Origin of the sequence: Morganella sp. EGD-HP17, assembly GCF_000512315.2 — a bacterium.
Taxonomy (GTDB): Bacteria; Pseudomonadota; Gammaproteobacteria; order Enterobacterales; family Enterobacteriaceae; genus Morganella; species Morganella morganii.
In genome coordinates, this window is sequence record NZ_AZRH01000001.1 from 53,309 (window position 1) to 73,007 (window position 19,699).

Consider the following 19,699-nt stretch of genomic DNA (forward strand, 5'->3'; position numbering starts at 1 on the left):
CTCCCGGAGCCGGAGTATCCGCCTCCGGGAGTGAAAATGCAGAAAACAGCAGCGATTATCGCGAAAACAGCCAGTAAGTCCCGGTTTCCGGTACAGACAGGAACCGCCGGTTCATTTCATCCAGTGTCTTCTGCGGATCAACATCAGAAAAGAGATCCGGGTGCAGTTCCCGCGCGAAAAACTCCGCTGCCAGCAGATGCCACGGGCTGAGATAAACATGATGCCAGAGTGCGGCGGTCCGTCCTTCCCGGACAGCAGGCAGTGCGGCAATCACCGGATCTTTCTGTAATTGTTCCTGCAGGCTTTGTCGGGCGGTGTCAGGGCGGAGATCCGGCCCCAGTTGTAACTGCCCCCGGTTATCCCTTCCGCCGCTGCCGGTCACCAGATAATATTCCGGATTATCCGACAATACCTGCTCCGGGCTGAGCCGTCCGAAAACACCACTGAACTTCCCTGCTGCAATGTTATCCCCGCCGGAAAAGGCCAGTAAATCGGCCAGATTTCCGGAAGCTGCAGTCGTGCAGCATTCTGCTTTTTTCCCGAGATGTAACTGCAGCAAAACTTTGGGGCGATGCGGATTGTGCATAGCCAGACGGTTGCGGATCACGTCCATATGCTGCTGATAAAACGCAGTAAAAGCGGCAGTTTTTTCCTGCCGGTTCAGAACTTCGCCCAGCGTTTTCAGTGACGGAACCGTGTTCCGCAACGGATCCACCCTGAAATCCAGGTAAATCACCGGAATACCGGCGGCTGCGGTCTGGTGTGCAAATTGCGTTTCATCAGGACGGGATTTGGCATACACCGGCATAATAATCAGATCCGGTTGCAGGGCGATGATTTTCTCAATATTAAGCTGTGAAAAATTATCGTTCCCGACAATGGTAATATCCCTGATCGCCGGAAATGCAGCCGCATATTTTCCCCATGTCTGCGAATCGAGTCGCTGTAAATCAGCCGGCCACCCGACGACACGCGCCGCCGGATTACCGGTTTCGATCAGTGCCAGGGTATAGAGTATCCTGCTTTCACCGAGTACTATCCGCTGCGGATCATCCGGAACCGTGACTGTCCGCCCGAGACTGTCCGTAACGGTTTTTGCCCCGCACAGCAGCGAAAATGCCATCAGCAGCAGCCCGGAAAAGAGATGTTTCATATCAGAAGTCCACTGAGGCATTCAGGAACAGGGTGCGCGGCTCTCCGGCGATGACACGCAGGTTTCCCGCGCTGGACGCATAGTATTCTCTGTTCAGCAGATTGTTCACATTCAGTTTCAGTTGGGTCTCATGTCCGCTGACAGTCCCGTTCCACGCGGCGAAAGCATCTGTGACGGTATACGCCGGCAGGTAAAAACTGTTTTCCGGATCACCGGCACGTTTGCCGACATAGCGTCCGCCGCCGCCGAAGCGCAGTTCACCCGGTAAGCCCGGTACAGTCAGGGTATGCGTCAGATACAGGCTGCCCATATTGCGCGGGGCATTGACCAGCTGGTTACCGACATTCTGGGGTTTCAGATTATCTTCTTTAATCTGCGTTCTGTTGAGGCTGTAGTTTGCCGCTATCTGCCATCCCGGCGCAAATTCGCCGTTAATTTCCAGTTCCGCACCTTCCGAGCGGGATTTCGGGATATTCCGGTTCAGGCCGTTCATAAAGATGGACATGTCTTTTTCATCAATACGGTAAAGGGCAAAGGTCGTCAGCATCGTTGGTGTTGTCTGCCATTTTGCACCCAGTTCGTATGTCTGACCTTTTTCAGTGGAGGCCACATTGCCGTCATCATCCACCTGTGCGGAAGGGGTGAAGGATTGGCTGTAACTGCTGTAAAGTGCCAGTTCCGGTGTGAGTTTGTAGACGACCCCGGCCTGCGGAACAAATTCAGAACCGCTGTCATTGAGTGTTGTCTGATGGTTTATCCATCCGCTGCTGCCATTTTGCGTATAGCGCTGCAGACGGCCTCCGAGCACGACAATCCACTGGTCATTCAGATGGATACTGTCTTTGGCATAGAGTGAACTGCTGTACACCGTGGCGCGCAGGTTGCTTTTTGCGTCATCGGCGGTTTTATCTGTGGTGACCGGTGATTCGCCGTATACCGGATGGTACATATTGAATTGTTTTGACGGCTTGCCGCGGAAGGACCAGGCTTTGTAGGTTTCGTTCTTTTCGTAATCAGCCCCGAGCGTGATGTCATGCCGCATACCGGCGAGTTCCGGTGTACCGCTGATATCCCAGCCGATATAGGTGGTCTGATGATTAAAGCCACGGTTGGCATCAGCACGGCGGGTAACAATTCCGGTCTCCGGGTTGATAGCCGTCGCGCGGACCTCATTACTGTCGTAGCGGCGCTGCATCCACGCATACTTAATTCCGGTTTCCCAGATGCCGTCAAATTCCTGCCGGTATTCTGCGGTCAGACGTTTATTTTTCCCGTATGCGTGATTAGCGTTGTCATCTATCCGTTCATTATAAGGAATACGGATCGGGCTGCCGCCGATAAAAGCGGTTCCGCGATCGTAAGGCACATCGAATTTATTTTCGGTATAAGCCACATTGAACGAGGCGCTGTCACCGAGCCAGCTCAGGGAAGGTGCCAGCAACGTGTGCTGATCTTCCCCGAAATTGCGCCAGTAATCTTCATGGCGGCGTTCTGCTATCAGCCGGACTGCCACGCCATTGCCGAGAGGGCCGGTCACATCAATCGTACCGGTACCGCCGCCGTTGCTGTTTGTCCGTCCGCTGATGCGTCCCTGCCACTGATACTGTGGTTTTTTGGAGATCAGGTTTATCACGCCGCCCGGATTCAGAATACCGTAAAGCAGGGAAGAAGAGCCTTTCAGAACATCAACACGTTCAGTAGTGGCATCCATCGCCAGCCCCTGGTTGCTGCGTACCCCGTCGATAAACACAGAGCCGTCCGTATTGGAGCCGAAGCCGCGTTTGACAAACCCGTCCTCAATGCCGCCCAGCGTGTTGCCCTGAGTTACACCGCTGACAAACTTTACTGCGTCATCCACTGAAGTGACATTAAAGTCACGGATCAACTGCGGCGTGACAATACTGATGGATTGCGGCGTTTCATTACGCGGGGTCAGTGTTTTCAGAGTGGAATAGACATTATCCCCGCTGTAACTCCCTTCGCGGTCTTGCGGGGCGGCAGTGACAACCAGAGTATCATCGGCGGCAACCGCATGAAAAACAGGAATAAAGATAAAGGGGAATGTCAGCACAAACCGGGAACAGCAATGCGGTCTGCGTAAATGCGCAGCAGATTTCATGTGTGAGTCTCAATATCAGAAGAATAAACAGCCAAAATAAAAACGGAATGATATTGATAATGATTACTATGCGCAATAATTTTTGTGATAATCATCCGTGAAGGGCGGGGCGGAAATAAAAATGCCGCAGCGGAAGAAGCCGCTGCGGCATGATTAACTTGCGTTATTGAATTGTGCTGTACGGATGATATTCAGACTGCCAGCAGCATAAAGCCCCGCCACAGTAATAACAGCTGCTGTTCAAAACCCAGAATGACCGGAAATCCGCCCGGAGCTCCGCTCATACCAAACAAAGATGTCAAAGAATAGGCAGCCATGATCAGTTTCCTTCAGGAAATAAAGAGAGAAACATCATGCAATAAAGGTGTGAAGAAAGGAACCCCTGAGGAAGCTGCGCCCGCAGATTGCCTGAAACGGACGCAGAACCGGCTTAAAGCGGATTAACGGTGTAACTCACCGGCAGCTTCAGGCTGATAGATAATTTCTGATACTTTTACGCGCGTTGCTTCACCGTTCGGCAGTTCCCATGAGATCTCATCACCGACAGAAAGCCCGAGTAACGCAGCTCCCAGTGGTGCCATCACAGACAGCTGTTCAGCACTGTCTTTCAGTGAAGCCGGGTACACCAGGGTACGGATACTCTCTTTCCCGCTCGATAAATCTTCAAAGCGGATGCGGCTGTTCATCGTCACGACCGTGGCTGGCATTTCTGCCGGCGGCAGGATTTCCGCGCGATCCAACTCTTCATTCAGGGCTTCGGCAACCGGACTGTCAGCATAAGCCGGCTGTTCCAGCAGCATATCCAGACGCTCCGCGTCCAGTTCATTAATAATTATATTGGGCTTTTTCATACCACACTCCAAATCATTTCCAATACAAAAGAACACCCCCACACCAGAAGGAGGGGGGTGCTCATTTGATAATTAATCTGATAGTAGGCTGTTCTCCCCCGAAAGGAAAGAGATCAGGATCACGAACCGCCGGGCTGCGTGAACGAAACAGCGTATCAGTTTTCTTTAAGTAAAATATTTCGGTTAGTATAACTAATCTTCATCAAAACCTGAATCAAAAAGGGAAATAATTGCCTCAATGGCAGAATTTTCATCAGGTCCTGTTGCTTCCACTTCAATAAAACTGCCCTGTTCGGAATCCAGCATCAGCATGGCGAGCACACTGTCTGCCCGGGCTTCTTCATTTTGCTTATTACGGAATACCACCGTTGACCGGAAGGTCTGGATCAGTTCAAACAGTTTCATGGCCGGCCGGGCATGCAGCCCCAGCCGGTTTTTGATTTCAACCTGACAACGGATAGTCATGGATTATTTCCGCTTTTCCAGTGTCCGGTGGCGCGACTGCACGTTTTTCCCGCGTGAGCGGAAGTAATCCGCCAGTTGCTCCGCCACATAGACAGAACGGTGTTTCCCGCCGGTACAGCCGATAGCGACGGTCAGGTAGCTGCGGTTGTTGGTTTCCAGCATCGGCAGCCACAGTTCCAGATAACTGCGGGTCTGGTAAATAAAGTTATGTACTTCTGTATGGCGGTCGAGGAACGCCGCCACCGGTTTATCCAGACCGGTCATCGGACGCAGTTTCGGATCCCAGTGCGGGTTCGGCAGGAAGCGGACATCAAACACATAATCCGCATCAATCGGAATGCCGTGTTTAAACCCGAACGATTCGAATACCATGGTCAGCTCGCGTTCGCGTTTGCCGAGCAGACGGGTTCTCAGCATTTCTGCCAGTTCATGCACTGACATTTCAGAGGTATCGATAATCAGATCCGCACGGGAGCGTAGCGGCTCCAGCAGATCGCTTTCCTCATCAATAGCGCTTTCCAGCGAGAGATTTTTACTGGAAAGGGGATGCAGACGGCGGGTATCACTGTAACGGCGGATCAGCGTATTGCGATCCGCATCCAGGAACAGCAGCTGGGGTGAGAAACTGTCCGGTAATCTGGTCAGGGCTTCCTCAAAAACCTCCGGAGACTCCGGCATATTGCGGACGTCAATACTTACTGCGGCAGAGGTATCGCGTGTTGCCAGGGTAGCGGCAAGCTCCGGCAGAAGAGTGACCGGCAGGTTATCAACGCAGTAGAAACCCATATCTTCCAGCGCCCGCAGGGCAACAGATTTACCCGAACCAGAGCGGCCGCTGACAATCATCAGCACCATGAGGGGACTCCCTATCGTTTCTCTTTCAATGGCAATACGCCATTATCCGTTGTCGTCAGCCGGTTATCATCACTCAGTGATGATACTGTACAGCTCTTCATCGCTTTGCGCCTGACGCAACCGGCGGCAGAGCGCTTTGTCAGCCAGTTTTTTGGCCACTAACGACAGTGTGTGTAAATGCGTCTGACACTGATCAGACGGAACAAATAACGCAAACAGAATGTCCACATTCTGATTATCAATCGCATCAAACGCGATAGGTTGCTCCAGGTGTAAAAATACGCCGCAGGCGGTTTGCGCCTCGCTTTTGTCCAGTTTTCCGTGGGGGATGGCAATCCCGCCACCGATACCGGTTGTCCCGACTTTTTCCCGTGTAAGGAGTGCCTCAAACAGCGTGTTTTCCGGCAGCGCCAGCGCGGTGGCAGTCAGTTCACTGATAATCTCCAGCGCGCGCTTCTTACTGGTACAGTGAATATTATTGCGTGTACAGCTGATACTCAGTACATCGCTCAGGGACAAATTTGCTTCGTTATTCATTTCATTGTTCACTTAGGATCAGAATCCCGGCAACCACCATGGTAACCGGGATCAGAGCACTGCTTTTTCCTGAGAAAATTCAGACTGTTAATTCAGTCATGCACCCGGGTGCAGAAAATTTACCGGTTTCTCAGTTTTTCTTTGTGTTTGGACAACTGACGGCCGAGTTTTTCTGCCATCTCATCAATTGCCGCGTACATATCCTCTTTTTCCGCTGAGGCGTGAAGATCCGCACCGTTTACCTGAGCCGTTGCCTCCGCAATTTTACTCACCTTTTCAATCCGCAGGATCACCTGAACGCTGTTAATTTTATCGAAAAACTGCTCCAGTTTCTTACACTTGGCTGTCACAGTCTCACGTAATGCGTCTGTAATTTCAACGTTGTGGCCGGTAATTTGTAATTCCATAGTGTCTTCCTTCTCAATGTGTATCAAATCAGCTGTTTACGCTGATTTGAGGGCGGGATGGATAACGACTCACGATATTTCGCGACAGTACGTCTGGCGACCTGAATGCCCTGTTCGGCAAGCATATCGGTCAGTTTGCTGTCGCTGAGCGGTTTCGCCGGATTCTCGGCTGCAACCAGTTTTTTCACCAGTGCACGGATGGCTGTGGAGGACGCCTCGCCCCCGCTGTCAGTACTGACGTGGCTGGAGAAAAAGTACTTCAGTTCAAAGATCCCCCGCGGACTGTGCAGAAATTTCTGTGTTGTCACCCGGGAAATGGTTGATTCATGCATCTCAACCCGCAGTGCGATATCAGCCAGCACCATGGGCTTCATATATTCTTCGCCCTGTTCAAAGAACGCCTGCTGCTCTTCCACAATACAGGTCGCGACTCTGAGCAGAGTATCGTTCCGGCTTTCCAGACTTTTAATGAGCCACTTTGCTTCCTGCAAATTGTTGCGGATAAACTGACTGTCGCTCTCACTGCGGGCCCGCGAACCCATTGCGGCATAGTGATTATTGACCCGCAGACGGGGAATGCTGTCGGAATTGAGTTCCACTACCCAGCGTTCGCCGTGTTTTTTCACGAGGACGTCAGGAATAACATACTCTGATTCTCCGGTGTTGACTACCAGGCCCGGACGCGGTTCCAGCGACTGGATCAGATCAATAGCGGATTTCAGCGCCTCTTCTTTCAGTTTGGTCACCCGGCCCAGGGTCCGGAAATCCCGGTTCCCCAACAATGCCAGATGCTGATCAACGATAGCAAGGGCTTCTTTCAGGCTCGGGGTTTCCGGCGGCAGAATTTTCAGCTGCACCATCAGACACTCCCGCAGGTCGCGGGCGCCCACACCCACCGGATCAAAACGCTGGATGCGCTTGAGTACGGCTTCCACATCTTCGGTGGTGACTTCATCGTCACCGATACTCAGGCGGATATCATCGACAGAAACGGTCAGATAGCCGGTTTCATCAATCGCATCAATGATTGAGAAGGCAATCGCGGCATCGGTTTCGGTAAAGGGGGTCAGGCGGGCCTGCCAGATCAGATAATCCTGTAAGGTTTCGGTGGTTTCACCCTGATAGAGCGGCAGTTCATCGTCGCCGTAATCATTGCCGGTGCCGGACGGTGTACCGGCGGTGTAGATTTCTTCCCACTGTGCATCCAGCGGCAGATCATCCGGCATGGCGGTCTGTTCGAGAGCCTCGGCGCTGTCCAGCTCTTTCTGTGGTTCAGATTCAGCCGGCGTGTCAATTTCCTGATGGTTATCATCAAGTTCCAGCAACGGGTTAGATTCCAGCGCCTCGCGGATCTCCTGCTGGAGTTCAAGCGTGGAAAGCTGCAACAAACGGATAGCCTGCTGAAGTTGTGGCGTCATCGCCAGTTGCTGGCTGAGTTTAAGCTGCAGACTCTGCTTCATTACGGACACGGGCTCCTTACGGCATTACAGGCGGAAACCTTCGCCTAAATAAACACGTTTAACCTGCTCATTATTCAGAATGGATTCCGGGCTGCCGTGGGCAATCATATGGCCCTGGCTGACAATGTAAGCCCGTTCACAGACATCCAGTGTTTCGCGGACGTTGTGGTCAGTGATCAGGACGCCGAGCCCGTAATCACGGAGGTGCTGAATAATCTTTTTAATATCAATAACAGAAATCGGGTCAACACCGGCAAACGGTTCATCCAGCAGGATGAATTTCGGGTTGGCGGCCAGCGCGCGGGCAATTTCCACACGGCGGCGTTCACCCCCGGACAGTGATTGCCCCAGGTTATCGCGCAGATGGCTGATATGGAACTCTTCCATCAGCTCTTCCGCCCGCTCCCGGCGTTCATCATTGTTCAGATCTTTGCGGATTTCAAGCACCGCCATCAGGTTCTGCCATACCGTCAGACGACGGAAAATAGAGGCTTCCTGAGGCAGATAGCCAATCCCTTTGCGGGCACGTTCATGCAGCGGCAGCAGGGAGATATCTTCATCATCGATGCTTATCGCACCGGCATCACGGGGAACAATACCCACGACCATATAGAAGGTCGTGGTTTTCCCGGCACCGTTCGGGCCGAGCAGCCCGACGATTTCGCCGGAGCTGACTTCAAGCGTCACATCTTCGACGACTTTGCGCCCTTTGTAGGCTTTGGCTAATTTGCTTGCAGTTAATTTTGCCATAAATCGTTACTTACCTTTCTGGCCGGTTGCCGCCGGGCCTTTTTCCTGAAGTTGTGACGGCAGCAGTACGGTAGTCACCTGTTTGCCTTTGTCACTGAATGCCTGCATCTGCTGTGTCGGCACCACGTAGGTAATCTTGTCACCGGTGATATTGCTGTCCAGCTGTTCCAGATAGGCATTACCGGTCAGCGTGACCAGTTCATTGGCCATTTCGTAACGCAGTTTGCTGCCGCGTCCTTTGATTGGCTTACCGTTATCCTGCATCTGGTAGAAGGTCACCGGATTACCGAATGCTTCGATCACCATTTTATTGGAATCGCCGCCCGGACGGGTGACCACCACTTTGTCAGCGCGGACATCAATTGTTCCCTGTTTTACCACGACATTGTCAGTAAATGTGGTGATATTTTTTTCTAAATCAAGGGCTTGTTTTAATGATGTTACCGTCACCGGCTGCTGTGTATCTTCTTTTAACGCCAAAGCAGGGACACTGACGGCCAGAATTGCTGTTGCAATCAGAGTATTAAGGATGTTTGCTTTCATTTGGGATCTCATAGTAAGTCTGTACATCTTTGATCAGTTCCGCATTACGATTGCGTAAATTACCCCGCATCTGCAATCCGACGGAACGCAGTCCTGTTCCCGTGATGGTGACTTTATCGTCAGAACTCACATCCTGGGTTGTCAGATTGACTTCGGCGTTATCCGTGGTGATCTGCCTGAGCTGTGTATCGGTGGTCAGGCTGTCAACCTGCACATCACCGTATAAATATAACATTCTGTCATTGGTTAATTTGGCCCGCTTTGCACGAATCGTCCAGGTGGCGGTTTTATCAGGGTCGTAGGTGGTCAGCACCGGATTAGTAAACCAGGTTATTTTTTCCTGAGCAAAGTTCTGCACATCATCCGCATTCAGCCGGTACGCCAGCAGCCCTGTCGGCTCGTAAGCCAGGGTTGAGGACGTTTGGGTTTTATACGTCGGCGTACCGTCTTCCACAATCTTACCGTCGGTGTCACCTGAACGGGTGACCGACAGGTTCCAGCCGAGCAGACCGAGGGCGATAAGCGCCAGAATAATGATCAGCCAAAGCTTAAATTTACTCATGAGATCCCTGATAAAGCCATTATAACCAATGAAATTCTCTTCAGACGGACAGGCCTCTGGCCGCATCCAGCTTATTTTGTGCCAGCAGAATCAGATCGCACAATTCGCGGACAGCCCCGCGGCCGCCTGCAATCTGTGTAACATAATCCGCTTTGGGTAACAATAACGGGTGGGCATCCGCCACTGCGGCGGATAAACCGACCTCTGCCATGACCGGCCAGTCAATCAGGTCATCGCCGATATAGGCGACTTCGCCGGGGCGAAGTACCAGTTTATCTAATAGTTCGCGATACGCCAAAAGCTTATCGCTCTGTCCCTGGTAAAGATGTGTAATTCCGAGTGTATTGGCACGATCTTCCAGTAATTTGGCTTTACGACCGGTAATTATCGCCACCTCCACTCCGGAGGTCAGCAGGCAGCGGATACCGTAGCCGTCACGGACATTAAATGCTTTCAGTTCTTCACCGCTGTTGCCCTGATAAATCAGGCCGTCAGACATCACGCCGTCCACATCACAGATAAGAAGCCGTATTTTAGCGGCTTTTTCCATAACTGTTTGCGCTATCGGGCCATAGCAGGTGTCAATAGTGGTAATTTGTGTCATCGTCAGTCCTTACACCACTCCGGCCTGGAGCAGATCATGCATATGCAGTACGCCGAGCAGTTTATCACCTTCTGTGACTAATAAAGAGGTGATATGACGGGACTGCATTAAATTCAGTGCCTCAACCGCCAGGGTATTGGCTTTGATGCGGATCCCGCCCGGGGTCATCACATCGGCAATCTGGCAGTTATTGAGGTCTGTGCCCGCATCGAAAATCCGGCGCAGGTCACCGTCAGTGAAAATGCCCTGAATAATCATGTCATCGTCACAGATAACCGTCATACCCAGTTTTTTACGGGTGATTTCCACCAGTGCTTCGCGCAGTGAGGCGGTTTTCGGCACACGCGGGATATCATCCCCGGTGTTCATCAGGTCTGAAACCAGTAACAGCAGTTTGCGGCCGAGCGCGCCGCCCGGATGTGAGAGGGCAAAATCTTCAGCGGTAAAGCCGCGCGCCTGTAATAAGGCAATCGCCAGCGCGTCACCCATCACCAGTGTGGCGGTGGTGCTGGTGGTCGGCGCAAGGCCGAGCGGGCAGGCTTCCTGCGGGACTTTAATACACAGATGGATATCCGCCGCTTTTCCCATGGTACTGTCCGGGTTGCCGGTCATGCAGATTAGCGGGATGTTCTGACGTTTGATAACCGGGATCAGCGCCTGAATTTCTGAGGATTCACCGGAGTTTGAAATCGCGATAACCACATCTTTCTTTGTGACCATCCCCAGGTCGCCGTGTGCGGCTTCACCCGGATGCACAAAGAAGGAGGAGGTGCCGGTGCTGGCAAATGTCGCGGCCATTTTGTGGCCGATATGACCGGATTTTCCCATCCCCATGATGATCACTTTGCCTTCACAGCGGAATATCAGTTCACAGGCTTTATCGAAATCATCATTAATATACTGTTCGAGTGACGCGAGACCTTCACGTTCAATCCGGAGGACACGTTTACCTGTTAGTTGAAAATCAGTTCGGGACATCAGTTTTTTCTCACTTTCAGTATCTGTCTGTGTATTAATGGCTGACGCTTATCAGCCGGTAAAAAGGCTTATCAGCCAGGCGGTGAACGCACTGAGCAGAATAATGCCTTTCAGCCGGTTCAGCCGCTGGTTCCGGCCGGCCGCAAAGAAAATAAATAACACACCGGCCGCGATCATCACGGCGAAATCGGTCATAAAACTGTCTGCTGCCATCGGCGCGGTGGCTAATAACGCCGGGATCCCCGCAACGACCGTGGTATTAAACAGTGTCGCGCCGATAAGATTCCCCAGCGCGATATCTTTTTCACCTTTGACCGCCGCCGCAATCGTGGTGCACAGTTCCGGCAGACTGGTACCGACAGCCAGGATAGTCAGTCCGGTGATACGCCCGCTGATCTCCGCATAGCGGGTGAATGCAGAGGCGTTATCGATCACAATCCGGACCGCCACCGGCATAATCAGCAACCCGGCGACCAGCCACAATAAAGCAACCGGCAAATTATTTTCCTGCGGCAGTTCATGGTTTTGTTCAGTAGTGAAGCCGTCATACTGATCCCGCCGCGCCATTGCGGCAATTTTCACCACCAGCCAGAGACTGGCGAGCCCCGCAAGCACCAGAAACCCGCCCTGAACCCGTGTGATACCGCCGGACCAGATAAACAGCCCGAACAGCGCCATTACCGCCAGCATCAGCGGAAGCTCACGGCGCAGTACCGCCGACTGCACACTCAGCGGGCGGATAAGGGCGGCGAGGCCTGCAATCAGCAGTAAATTGGTAATATTGGATCCGATAATGGTGCCGAGCGCCAGATCCGGCTGCCCTTCAAGCACCGCACCGGCGGAGGTCAGCAGTTCCGGCAGCGACGTACCGGGACCGGCCACCAGAATACCGGTGATAAACGGGGAGATGCCGAGAGAACGGGAGAAAACCGCCGCACCGTACACAATCCGGTCAGAGGCATAAACCAGCAGAATCAACCCGGTCAGTAAAAGGATGCTGGTAAGTAACATGGCTCTCCTCCGGGCTGAAAAACAGTCAGAAATAATGAAGTACGGGAAATTGAGGGTATTGTACGGGCTGAGGCGCAAAAGTAAAACAGACGTTTTGCGCCCGGCGGGGGCGTTAATGTTAAATGCTGATATACTTGTGTATCACGCTGTTTATACCCCGTCACTCAGGGGTGATAAATAATTCAGACAGTAACACCCGCATTTAAAGGCGAAAACTGCCGGATTTTTTTATATTATGATGGGTCAGTCCTGTATGTGTTGCAGAAACACAAAAAACATAACGTTAAGGTTGTGAGGTCATGAACCGACAGACGGAAAATATTATTGAGATCCGGAACATGTGCTTCCGGCGCGGTTCGCGCATGCTGTTTAATGATATCAGCCTGGATGTGCCGCGCGGCAAAGTGACCGCGATTATGGGGCCGTCCGGGATCGGGAAAACCACACTGTTACGCCTGATTGGCGGGCAGTTACGCCCGGACAGCGGCGAGATCTGGTTTGACGGCGACAATATCCCGGCACTTTCCCGCAGCAGACTCTATCAGTCGCGCCGCAAAATGAGCATGCTGTTTCAGTCCGGCGCATTATTCACGGATATGACAGTCTATGACAACGTGGCGTTCCCGCTGCGCGAGCATACCCGTCTGCCGGAATCCCTGATCCGGACAACCGTGATGATGAAACTGGAAGCGGTTGGTTTACGCGGGGCGGCAAACCTGATGCCGTCAGAACTCTCCGGCGGGATGGCACGGCGTGCGGCACTGGCGCGGGCCATTGCTCTGGATCCGGATCTTATCCTGTTTGATGAGCCGTTTGTCGGCCAGGATCCGATTACCATGGGTGTGCTGGTAAAACTGATTGATGAACTCAATCAGTCGCTGGGTGTAACCTGCATCGTGGTCTCTCACGATGTGCCGGAAGTGCTCAGTATTGCGGATAAGGCTTATATCGTTGCGGAGCAGTCCGTTATTGCACAGGGCACCGCAGAAGAGTTGCAGGAGAACACCGAACCGCGTGTGCGCCAGTTCCTGGATGGTATTGCTGACGGACCGGTTCCTTTCCGCTATCCGGCGGGTGATTACCAATCAGATTTATTAGGATAAACGAGACATGTTGACACAGGCACTTGCTGCTTTGGGACGCCGCGCGTTAGCGACATGTGCGTCTTTCGGGCGGTCAGGATACATGCTGTTCCGTGCGCTGTTCGGCAAACCGCAGTTTGCCCGGCAGTGGCCGTTGCTGCGCAAGCAGCTGTACAGCGTCGGTGTGCAGTCCCTGCTGATTATTTCAGTATCCGGGCTGTTTATCGGGATGGTTCTGGCCTTACAGGGATATCTGGTTCTGAAAACCTTCAGTGCGGAAGCCAGCCTTGGCATGATGGTGGCGCTGTCGCTGCTGCGTGAACTGGGGCCGGTGGTGACCGCACTGCTGTTTGCCGGACGTGCCGGTTCTGCGCTGACCGCGGAAATCGGGCTGATGAAAGCCACAGAACAGTTATCCAGCCTGGAAATGATGGCGGTGGATCCGCTGCGCCGTGTGATTGCACCGCGTTTCTGGGCCGGTTTGATCAGTATGCCGTTGTTATCCATGATTTTTGTCGCCGTTGGTATTCTTGGCGGGGTCATGGTCGGGGTGGACTGGAAAGGGATCGATGAAGGTTTCTACTGGGCTTCCATGCAGGCCAATGTGGACTGGCAGAAAGATGTGATGAACTGCATTTACAAGAGTGTGGTTTTCGCCTTCACCGTCACCTGGATTGCCCTGTACAACGGGTATGATGCTATTCCGACGTCTGAAGGGATTAGTCGGGCAACAACACGCACGGTCGTTCATTCATCGCTTGCCGTGTTAGGGTTAGATTTTGTGCTTACGGCACTGATGTTCGGGAATTAAACAATGCAAAGCAAGAAAAATGAAGTTTGGGTCGGGCTTTTCGTCTTAATTGCCATTGCGGCGATTATCTTCCTGGCACTGAAAGTGGCGGATATCCGCTCTGTCGGCAGCGAAAAAACCTACCGCGTGTCTGCCACCTTTGATGATATCGGCGGCCTGCAGGCACGTTCACCGGTAAAAATCGGCGGTGTGGTGATTGGCCGCGTCAATGACATCCGTCTGGACAAGGACTATAAACCGGAAGTGACGCTGGATATCTACAGCCGGTATGACCAGATTCCGGACACCAGTTCGTTGTCTATCCGCACCTCCGGTCTGCTGGGTGAGCAGTATCTGGCGCTCAGTAAAGGGTTTGAGAATACAACCGATCCGGATCTGCCGATGACTGAAATGCTGAAAGACGGCAGCCGTATTCAGGACACCAAACCGGCGATGGTGCTGGAAGATTTAATCGGTCAGTTCCTGTATAAGAGCGGCGACGGCGAAGGGGGTAATACCCCGGCACCGGCTGCACAGCACTGATACGAAAAGTAATGTAAAAACGGATGTTTTTGCCCGCAGAGGCAGACATCCTGCATAATACTGTTTACCGAAGACACCTTCACGGCGGAAAGTGCCGGTGATTAATCAGGAGTTGATTATGTTTAAGCGTTTACTGATAGCGGCGATGCTGGTGGTGATGGCCCCGTTTGCCGGAGCTGTTGACCAGACAAACCCGTATACACTGATGAACGATGCGGCGGCGAAAACCTTCAGCCGTCTGAAAGCCGAACAGGCGCAAATCCGGCAGAACCCGGACTATCTGCGCACTGTTGTTCAGGAAGAATTACTGCCGTATGTGCAGATCAAATACGCCGGTGCACTGGTGTTAGGCTCTTACTACAAAGATGCGACGCCGGCACAGCGTGATGCTTACTTCAAAGCCTTTGAGGCTTATCTGGCACAGGCATACGGCCAGGCACTGGCAATGTACACTAACCAGACTTATCAGATTGATCCTGCACAACCACTGGGTGATAAAACCATCGTGGCTATCCGTGTGACACTGACAGAGCCGGCAGGGCGTCCGCCAATCCGTCTGGATTTCCAGTGGCGTAAAAATACCAAAACCGGTAACTGGCAGGCTTATGACATGATTGCCGAAGGCGTGAGTATGATCACCACCAAACAGAATGAGTGGGCATCTATTCTGCGTCAGAAAGGGGTTGATGGTCTGACTGCGGAGCTGGAACGCAGCGCGAAAACCCCGATTACCCTGGATCAGAAATAATGACGGCTGCGCTGACGTGGGAAAAACAGGGTGAAACGCTCGCCCTGAACGGGGAACTGGATCGCGATACACTGCTGTCGTTCTGGAATGCACGTCAGCAGCAGATGAGCGCCGTGCAGACGGTGGATGTTTCCGGTCTCAGTCATGTGGATTCTGCCGGGCTGGCCATGCTGGTCCGTCTGCGGGGAGAGCGCCCGGAAGCGCCGTTTGTGTTATCCGGAGTAAGCGCTAACTTGCAGATGCTGATGTCACTCTACGGCGTTGAGTTTGAATTCAGTCAGAACGCGTGAATTTAAAATAATGTAAATAACGGCGCGACAGATACATATTTGCCGTTATTTTCCGTAAGGTAACTGCCTCCGGTTGTGTCACCACAGCCGGAGGCATTTTTAATGGTTTAAGAGCGGGGCATATTCGATTACGATAGTGCCTATAACACAATCTGATAACCAATTTGAGAAATTATGGATACGAATGAAATCAAACAGGTGCTGATGGATAAGTTAGCACTTACTGACGCAATTGTGACCGGTGACGGCAGCCATTTTCAGGTGATCGCGGTCGGCGATCTTTTTGACGGCATGAGCCGCGTTAAACAGCAGCAGGCCGTGTATGCGCCGCTGATGGAATATATTGCGGATAACCGTATCCACGCGTTGTCTATCAAAGCCTATACCCCGGCTCAGTGGGAACGGGATCGTAAACTGAGCGGGCTGTAACCGCGGCGGCTGACAATGCAGTGACAAGTAACGCGGCAGCAATTAATGATAATGAGAGTGTCTACAGATGGATAAATTTCGGGTAAAAGGTCCTTCCGTTCTTCAGGGCGAAGTGACTATCTCAGGGGCAAAAAATGCAGCATTGCCTATCCTGTTCGCTGCAATTCTGGCGGAAGAACCGGTTGAATTACACAATGTGCCGGAACTGCGGGATATCGACACCTCTGTGAAGCTGTTAACGCGGTTGGGTGCAAAAATTGAGCGCAAAGGAACCACACTGCGTGTGGATGCCTCTGCAATTAATGAATATTGTGCACCTTATGATCTGGTCAAAACCATGCGCGCATCTATCTGGGCGCTGGGGCCGCTGGTGGCCCGTTTTGGTCACGGTCAGGTTTCTCTGCCGGGCGGCTGTGCTATCGGTGCCCGTCCGGTTGATTTGCATATCACCGGTTTAGAGCAGTTAGGGGCGAAAATCACCCTCGATGAAGGGTATGTCAAAGCGGAAGTGGACGGTCGCCTGACCGGTAACACTATCGTGATGGACAAAGTCAGCGTGGGTGCCACCATCACGATTATGTGTGCGGCAGTCCTGGCGAAAGGCAAAACCGTTATCGAAAACGCGGCCCGTGAACCGGAAATTGAAGACACCGCTGCATTCCTGAATGCGCTGGGTGCCAAAATCACCGGCGCAGGGACTGACCACGTGGTGATTGAAGGTGTTGAACGCCTCGGCGGCGGCTCTCACACCGTTGTGCCGGATCGTATTGAAACCGGGACATTCCTGATCGCAGCGGCAGTTTCACGCGGTAAAATTCTGTGCCGTAACGCCAAGCCGGATACGCTGGATGCGGTACTGGCCAAGCTGCGCGAAGCCGGGGCGGAAATCGAAACCGGTGACGACTGGATAAGCCTTGATATGAAAGGGCAGCGTCCTAAAGCGGTCACTTTCCGTACCGCGCCGCATCCGGGCTTCCCGACAGACATGCAGGCGCAGTTCAGTCTGCTGAATCTGGTGGCGGAAGGCTCCGGTATGATCACGGAAACCATCTTTGAAAACCGCTTTATGCACATTCCGGAACTGATCCGTATGGGTGCTCACGCGGAAATCGAGAGTAATTCTGTGCTGTGCCACGGCGTGGAAAAACTGTCCGGTGCTCAGGTGATGGCGACCGACCTGCGTGCATCGGCAAGCCTGGTGCTGGCGGGTTGTATCGCGGAAGGTACCACAATCGTCGATCGTATTTATCATATCGATCGCGGTTATGAGCATATTGAAGAGAAATTACGCGGCCTGGGTGCGGATATCGAACGCATTCATTCAGCGGAGTAATTCTCTGATGTAAGCCATAAACAGAAAAGAGCGGATATCCGCTCTTTTTTTGTGTCTTATTCCTGTCCGCCGGGGGAGGGAGTGAACTCCTCGATGGTCACATCGACAGACCGCATCTGACCATTGCGTAACAGGGTGACCGGCACAACACTGCCCGGGCTCAGTTCCGCCACCTGATCCATCATTTCGAGTGGTGAGGTGCTCGGTTTGTTATTGACGCTGGTGATGATATCCCCGACCTGAATCCCGCCTTTATCCGCCGGGCCGTCACGGGCAACCTGAAAGACCCGCAGACCGGTTATCTGATTGATATCACTGTTGTTAGTCCGGATCGGCGGCAGCTCTTTGGAGGTGATGCCGATATACCCCCGGATCACACGGCCGTCTTTTATCAGTTTATTCATAATGCGCAGGGCAAGCTCTGCGGGGATCGCCAGCCCGATGCTGTCACTCATCCGTGACGGATCATTGCTGTCGTAAGACATGGTATTGATGCCGACTAACTCGCCTTCGGTATTGACGAGTGCGCCGCCGGAGTTACCGGCCATAATCGAGGCATCAGTCTGGAGAAAATTCTGGCGGCGGGTCGGACTCAGCCCGACACGGCCCATTGCACTGATAATGCCCTGGTTAACTGTCTGCCCGACATTAAACGGGTTGCCGATCGCCAGCACCACATCACCCACATGAGACTGACGCTTCGGGTTGATCGGGATCACCGGCAGTTTATCGGTGGTATTGATTTTCAGCACCGCGAGGTCGGTCAGATCATCCGCGCCGATCAGCATGCCTTCATACAGGCGGCCGTAATTACCGTATTGCAGGGCGATCAGGATCTGATCGGCGTTTTTAATGACGTGCTGGTTAGTCAGGATATAACCCTGATCATTCATGATCACACCGGAACCGAGGGAGGTCATTTCGGGACCCTGCTGGGAGAGGCTGCCCATATTACTGCTGTAAACATTGACCACGGCAGGCGCGGCGCGGCGTACCGCTTTGTTGTAGCTGACCGGTTCGTCATTATTAAACAGATGGGTAAACCACTGGGTCACAAATTGCGGGCGAATAGACGGGACACTGACCAGAAGCAGGGCAGCCACGAGAAGTCCCATAAAAACGGAGCGCAATAATTTAAACCACATAGTCCTTAACCGGTGTTGTGAGTACGGGAAGCAGATACTTCCGGCAGAATAGCATAATCCGGGGAAATTATATGTGTGTAATTGCGGTATTTTATGATGTGGTACAAATAAACAGGTGCGGTATCAGGCGGTTATTTATCACTGACGGTCATGAGTCTGTCAGCCGCCGGTCACTGACAGTCTCATGCGGTACAGCCGGTTAAACAGGTTTATCCCCCATCACGGTTGCTCTGTGCATAATGCGGTGAAAATCGCCGTAATCAAAACTGGCGAGATGCTGGGTGCAGCGGTTATCCCAGACCGCCACATCGCCGTCCTGCCAGTGCCAGCGGACAAAATATTTCGGCTGTGTGCTGTGTTTAAACAGGAACGTCAGCAATGTATCACTCTCTTCCGGGCTTAATTCACAGATACGGCTGGTAAAACCAGCGGTCACAAATAAACCTTTTTTACCGGTGACCGGATGGGTTCTGACCAGCGGATGACGTCTCGGCGGGAAATCGCGGCGGGCTTTTTCCAGCGCGGCTTTGGCTTCCCCGGTCTGCGCAAAACGGCTGTCCGGAAAAGAGAGGCTGATATCATGTTCCGCCGTCAGGCCGGATAAAAATTCCTGCAACGGCGGTGATAAATCATCATAAGCCCGGGTCAGGCTGGCCCACAGAGTATCGCCGCCGAAAGGGGGAACCTGTACCGCGGATAACACACAGCCCATGGCCGGTTTTTCCAGAAATGTCACATCAGTGTGCCACAGTTCGTTATCCTTCAGATCAAGCAGGTGGCTGTCGAGCACAATCAGTTCCCGCACATTTTTATGTGAAGGAAAAACCGGATGTATATGCAGTTCTCCCAGCGCAGCGGCAAAGTCCCGCTGAGCTTCCGGTTTGATATACTGCTGGCGGAAAAACAGCACCTGATGTTCCAGTAAGGCATCCTGTAATACGGCCAGCGTGGCGGCATCCGGTGTCAGGTTAAGATCAATGCCGCTGACGTGCGCGCCGATAGCGGGTGTTAATTGTCTGATATCCATATTCATTACCTCTCTGT

At 52.7% G+C, this 19,699-nt stretch carries 24 protein-coding genes; 7 read left to right on the top strand and 17 right to left on the bottom strand.

The genetic code is table 11. The features are described 5' to 3' along the window. Positions 1–55: 55 nt before the first annotated feature. The 15 genes from X965_RS00245 to X965_RS00310 form a co-directional block, all read right to left on the bottom strand. Complete coding sequence (locus X965_RS00245) at positions 56–1,153, bottom strand: ABC transporter substrate-binding protein (RefSeq protein ID WP_036416849.1); 1,098 nt, start codon at positions 1,151–1,153, stop codon at positions 56–58. A 1-nt stretch (position 1,154) separates the two neighbouring features. Further along, on the bottom strand, positions 1,155–3,272 hold the full coding sequence (locus X965_RS00250) for a TonB-dependent siderophore receptor (protein WP_036416558.1): 2,118 nt from the start codon (positions 3,270–3,272) through the stop codon (positions 1,155–1,157). Positions 3,273–3,463: 191 nt separating this feature from the next. Further along, the gene (locus tag X965_RS19860) at positions 3,464–3,589 is read right to left on the bottom strand and encodes a hypothetical protein (RefSeq protein WP_004240521.1); all 126 of its coding nucleotides are present in this window, start codon (positions 3,587–3,589) and stop codon (positions 3,464–3,466) included. Positions 3,590–3,712: 123 nt separating this feature from the next. Beyond that, entirely contained in the window at positions 3,713–4,123 is a 411-nt protein-coding gene (gene rnk / locus X965_RS00255; protein WP_004236307.1) for a nucleoside diphosphate kinase regulator, read from the bottom strand. A 192-nt stretch (positions 4,124–4,315) separates the two neighbouring features. Beyond that, positions 4,316–4,588 carry a PTS phosphocarrier protein NPr gene (gene npr / locus X965_RS00260; RefSeq protein ID WP_004240520.1) on the bottom strand — a complete coding sequence of 91 codons (273 nt, stop codon included), beginning with the start codon at positions 4,586–4,588 and terminating at the stop codon, positions 4,316–4,318. 3 nt (positions 4,589–4,591) lie between these two features. Next, the gene (rapZ, locus tag X965_RS00265) at positions 4,592–5,443 is read right to left on the bottom strand and encodes an RNase adapter RapZ (RefSeq protein ID WP_004236309.1); all 852 of its coding nucleotides are present in this window, start codon (positions 5,441–5,443) and stop codon (positions 4,592–4,594) included. 69 nt (positions 5,444–5,512) lie between these two features. Further along, positions 5,513–5,980 (bottom strand): PTS IIA-like nitrogen regulatory protein PtsN, encoded by a 468-nt coding sequence (gene ptsN, locus X965_RS00270; protein ID WP_036416851.1) that lies wholly within the window; start codon positions 5,978–5,980, stop codon positions 5,513–5,515. Between the two features lie 119 nt (positions 5,981–6,099). Beyond that, positions 6,100–6,387, bottom strand: coding sequence for a ribosome hibernation promoting factor (gene hpf / locus X965_RS00275; protein WP_004236311.1), 288 nt, complete (start codon positions 6,385–6,387; stop codon positions 6,100–6,102). Positions 6,388–6,410: 23 nt separating this feature from the next. Further along, a complete protein-coding gene (gene rpoN, locus X965_RS00280) occupies positions 6,411–7,847 on the bottom strand; it encodes an RNA polymerase factor sigma-54 (RefSeq protein ID WP_004236312.1) in 1,437 nt (478 codons plus the stop codon). A 24-nt stretch (positions 7,848–7,871) separates the two neighbouring features. Continuing rightward, positions 7,872–8,597 (bottom strand): LPS export ABC transporter ATP-binding protein, encoded by a 726-nt coding sequence (lptB, locus tag X965_RS00285; RefSeq protein ID WP_004236313.1) that lies wholly within the window; start codon positions 8,595–8,597, stop codon positions 7,872–7,874. Between the two features lie 6 nt (positions 8,598–8,603). Further along, on the bottom strand, positions 8,604–9,140 hold the full coding sequence (lptA, locus tag X965_RS00290) for a lipopolysaccharide ABC transporter substrate-binding protein LptA (RefSeq protein WP_004236314.1): 537 nt from the start codon (positions 9,138–9,140) through the stop codon (positions 8,604–8,606). Next, on the bottom strand, positions 9,121–9,702 hold the full coding sequence (gene lptC / locus X965_RS00295) for an LPS export ABC transporter periplasmic protein LptC (RefSeq protein ID WP_004236315.1): 582 nt from the start codon (positions 9,700–9,702) through the stop codon (positions 9,121–9,123). Before lptC ends, lptA begins: the two co-directional genes overlap by 20 nt. Before the next feature lie 40 nt (positions 9,703–9,742). Beyond that, the gene (kdsC, locus tag X965_RS00300) at positions 9,743–10,306 is read right to left on the bottom strand and encodes a 3-deoxy-manno-octulosonate-8-phosphatase KdsC (RefSeq protein WP_004240514.1); all 564 of its coding nucleotides are present in this window, start codon (positions 10,304–10,306) and stop codon (positions 9,743–9,745) included. A 9-nt stretch (positions 10,307–10,315) separates the two neighbouring features. Further along, a complete protein-coding gene (kdsD, locus tag X965_RS00305; protein WP_004240513.1) occupies positions 10,316–11,284 on the bottom strand; it encodes an arabinose-5-phosphate isomerase KdsD in 969 nt (322 codons plus the stop codon). 51 nt (positions 11,285–11,335) lie between these two features. Next, positions 11,336–12,295 (bottom strand): calcium/sodium antiporter, encoded by a 960-nt coding sequence (locus tag X965_RS00310; protein ID WP_004240511.1) that lies wholly within the window; start codon positions 12,293–12,295, stop codon positions 11,336–11,338. Between the two features lie 299 nt (positions 12,296–12,594). Here X965_RS00310 and mlaF point away from each other — a divergent pair, with 299 nt between their 5' ends. The 7 genes from mlaF (at position 12,595) to murA (ending at position 17,510) form a co-directional block, all read left to right on the top strand. Then, a complete protein-coding gene (mlaF, locus tag X965_RS00320; RefSeq protein WP_004236320.1) occupies positions 12,595–13,398 on the top strand; it encodes a phospholipid ABC transporter ATP-binding protein MlaF in 804 nt (267 codons plus the stop codon). Positions 13,399–13,405: 7 nt separating this feature from the next. Continuing rightward, entirely contained in the window at positions 13,406–14,188 is a 783-nt protein-coding gene (gene mlaE, locus X965_RS00325; protein ID WP_015422977.1) for a lipid asymmetry maintenance ABC transporter permease subunit MlaE, read from the top strand. Between the two features lie 3 nt (positions 14,189–14,191). Next, complete coding sequence (gene mlaD / locus X965_RS00330) at positions 14,192–14,710, top strand: outer membrane lipid asymmetry maintenance protein MlaD (protein WP_004236322.1); 519 nt, start codon at positions 14,192–14,194, stop codon at positions 14,708–14,710. 118 nt (positions 14,711–14,828) lie between these two features. Continuing rightward, on the top strand, positions 14,829–15,458 hold the full coding sequence (mlaC, locus tag X965_RS00335) for a phospholipid-binding protein MlaC (RefSeq protein WP_004236324.1): 630 nt from the start codon (positions 14,829–14,831) through the stop codon (positions 15,456–15,458). Beyond that, the gene (gene mlaB, locus X965_RS00340) at positions 15,458–15,748 is read left to right on the top strand and encodes a lipid asymmetry maintenance protein MlaB (RefSeq protein ID WP_004236326.1); all 291 of its coding nucleotides are present in this window, start codon (positions 15,458–15,460) and stop codon (positions 15,746–15,748) included. The genes mlaC and mlaB overlap by 1 nt, the downstream gene beginning before the upstream one ends. Before the next feature lie 174 nt (positions 15,749–15,922). Continuing rightward, the gene (gene ibaG, locus X965_RS00345; protein WP_004236327.1) at positions 15,923–16,177 is read left to right on the top strand and encodes a BolA family iron metabolism protein IbaG; all 255 of its coding nucleotides are present in this window, start codon (positions 15,923–15,925) and stop codon (positions 16,175–16,177) included. A 67-nt stretch (positions 16,178–16,244) separates the two neighbouring features. After that, positions 16,245–17,510 carry a UDP-N-acetylglucosamine 1-carboxyvinyltransferase gene (gene murA, locus X965_RS00350; protein ID WP_004236328.1) on the top strand — a complete coding sequence of 422 codons (1,266 nt, stop codon included), beginning with the start codon at positions 16,245–16,247 and terminating at the stop codon, positions 17,508–17,510. A gap of 56 nt (positions 17,511–17,566) precedes the next feature. On the opposite strand, the gene degS is transcribed toward murA, so the two are convergent. Together degS and tauD are read right to left on the bottom strand one after the other, a co-directional pair. Then, positions 17,567–18,655, bottom strand: a complete 1,089-nt coding sequence (gene degS / locus X965_RS00355; protein WP_004236329.1) for an outer membrane-stress sensor serine endopeptidase DegS — start codon at positions 18,653–18,655, stop codon at positions 17,567–17,569. 199 nt (positions 18,656–18,854) lie between these two features. Further along, complete coding sequence (gene tauD, locus X965_RS00360) at positions 18,855–19,682, bottom strand: taurine dioxygenase (protein WP_369749900.1); 828 nt, start codon at positions 19,680–19,682, stop codon at positions 18,855–18,857. Between the last annotated feature and the right edge of the window lie 17 nt (positions 19,683–19,699).

Bases quoted from the DNA above. Each gene is read 5' to 3' on its own strand.
- X965_RS00245 (WP_036416849.1), bottom strand. From the start codon at position 1,153: ATGAAACATCTCTTTTCCGGGCTGCTGCTGATGGCATTTTCGCTGCTG.
- X965_RS00250 (WP_036416558.1), bottom strand. From the start codon at position 3,272: ATGAAATCTGCTGCGCATTTACGCAGACCGCATTGCTGTTCCCGGTTT.
- X965_RS19860 (WP_004240521.1), bottom strand. From the start codon at position 3,589: ATGGCTGCCTATTCTTTGACATCTTTGTTTGGTATGAGCGGAGCTCCG.
- rnk (WP_004236307.1), bottom strand. From the start codon at position 4,123: ATGAAAAAGCCCAATATAATTATTAATGAACTGGACGCGGAGCGTCTG.
- npr (WP_004240520.1), bottom strand. From the start codon at position 4,588: ATGACTATCCGTTGTCAGGTTGAAATCAAAAACCGGCTGGGGCTGCAT.
- rapZ (WP_004236309.1), bottom strand. From the start codon at position 5,443: ATGGTGCTGATGATTGTCAGCGGCCGCTCTGGTTCGGGTAAATCTGTT.
- ptsN (WP_036416851.1), bottom strand. From the start codon at position 5,980: ATGAATAACGAAGCAAATTTGTCCCTGAGCGATGTACTGAGTATCAGC.
- hpf (WP_004236311.1), bottom strand. From the start codon at position 6,387: ATGGAATTACAAATTACCGGCCACAACGTTGAAATTACAGACGCATTA.
- rpoN (WP_004236312.1), bottom strand. From the start codon at position 7,847: ATGAAGCAGAGTCTGCAGCTTAAACTCAGCCAGCAACTGGCGATGACG.
- lptB (WP_004236313.1), bottom strand. From the start codon at position 8,597: ATGGCAAAATTAACTGCAAGCAAATTAGCCAAAGCCTACAAAGGGCGC.
- lptA (WP_004236314.1), bottom strand. From the start codon at position 9,140: ATGAAAGCAAACATCCTTAATACTCTGATTGCAACAGCAATTCTGGCC.
- lptC (WP_004236315.1), bottom strand. From the start codon at position 9,702: ATGAGTAAATTTAAGCTTTGGCTGATCATTATTCTGGCGCTTATCGCC.
- kdsC (WP_004240514.1), bottom strand. From the start codon at position 10,306: ATGACACAAATTACCACTATTGACACCTGCTATGGCCCGATAGCGCAA.
- kdsD (WP_004240513.1), bottom strand. From the start codon at position 11,284: ATGTCCCGAACTGATTTTCAACTAACAGGTAAACGTGTCCTCCGGATT.
- X965_RS00310 (WP_004240511.1), bottom strand. From the start codon at position 12,295: ATGTTACTTACCAGCATCCTTTTACTGACCGGGTTGATTCTGCTGGTT.
- mlaF (WP_004236320.1), top strand. From the start codon at position 12,595: ATGAACCGACAGACGGAAAATATTATTGAGATCCGGAACATGTGCTTC.
- mlaE (WP_015422977.1), top strand. From the start codon at position 13,406: ATGTTGACACAGGCACTTGCTGCTTTGGGACGCCGCGCGTTAGCGACA.
- mlaD (WP_004236322.1), top strand. From the start codon at position 14,192: ATGCAAAGCAAGAAAAATGAAGTTTGGGTCGGGCTTTTCGTCTTAATT.
- mlaC (WP_004236324.1), top strand. From the start codon at position 14,829: ATGTTTAAGCGTTTACTGATAGCGGCGATGCTGGTGGTGATGGCCCCG.
- mlaB (WP_004236326.1), top strand. From the start codon at position 15,458: ATGACGGCTGCGCTGACGTGGGAAAAACAGGGTGAAACGCTCGCCCTG.
- ibaG (WP_004236327.1), top strand. From the start codon at position 15,923: ATGGATACGAATGAAATCAAACAGGTGCTGATGGATAAGTTAGCACTT.
- murA (WP_004236328.1), top strand. From the start codon at position 16,245: ATGGATAAATTTCGGGTAAAAGGTCCTTCCGTTCTTCAGGGCGAAGTG.
- degS (WP_004236329.1), bottom strand. From the start codon at position 18,655: ATGTGGTTTAAATTATTGCGCTCCGTTTTTATGGGACTTCTCGTGGCT.
- tauD (WP_369749900.1), bottom strand. From the start codon at position 19,682: ATGGATATCAGACAATTAACACCCGCTATCGGCGCGCACGTCAGCGGC.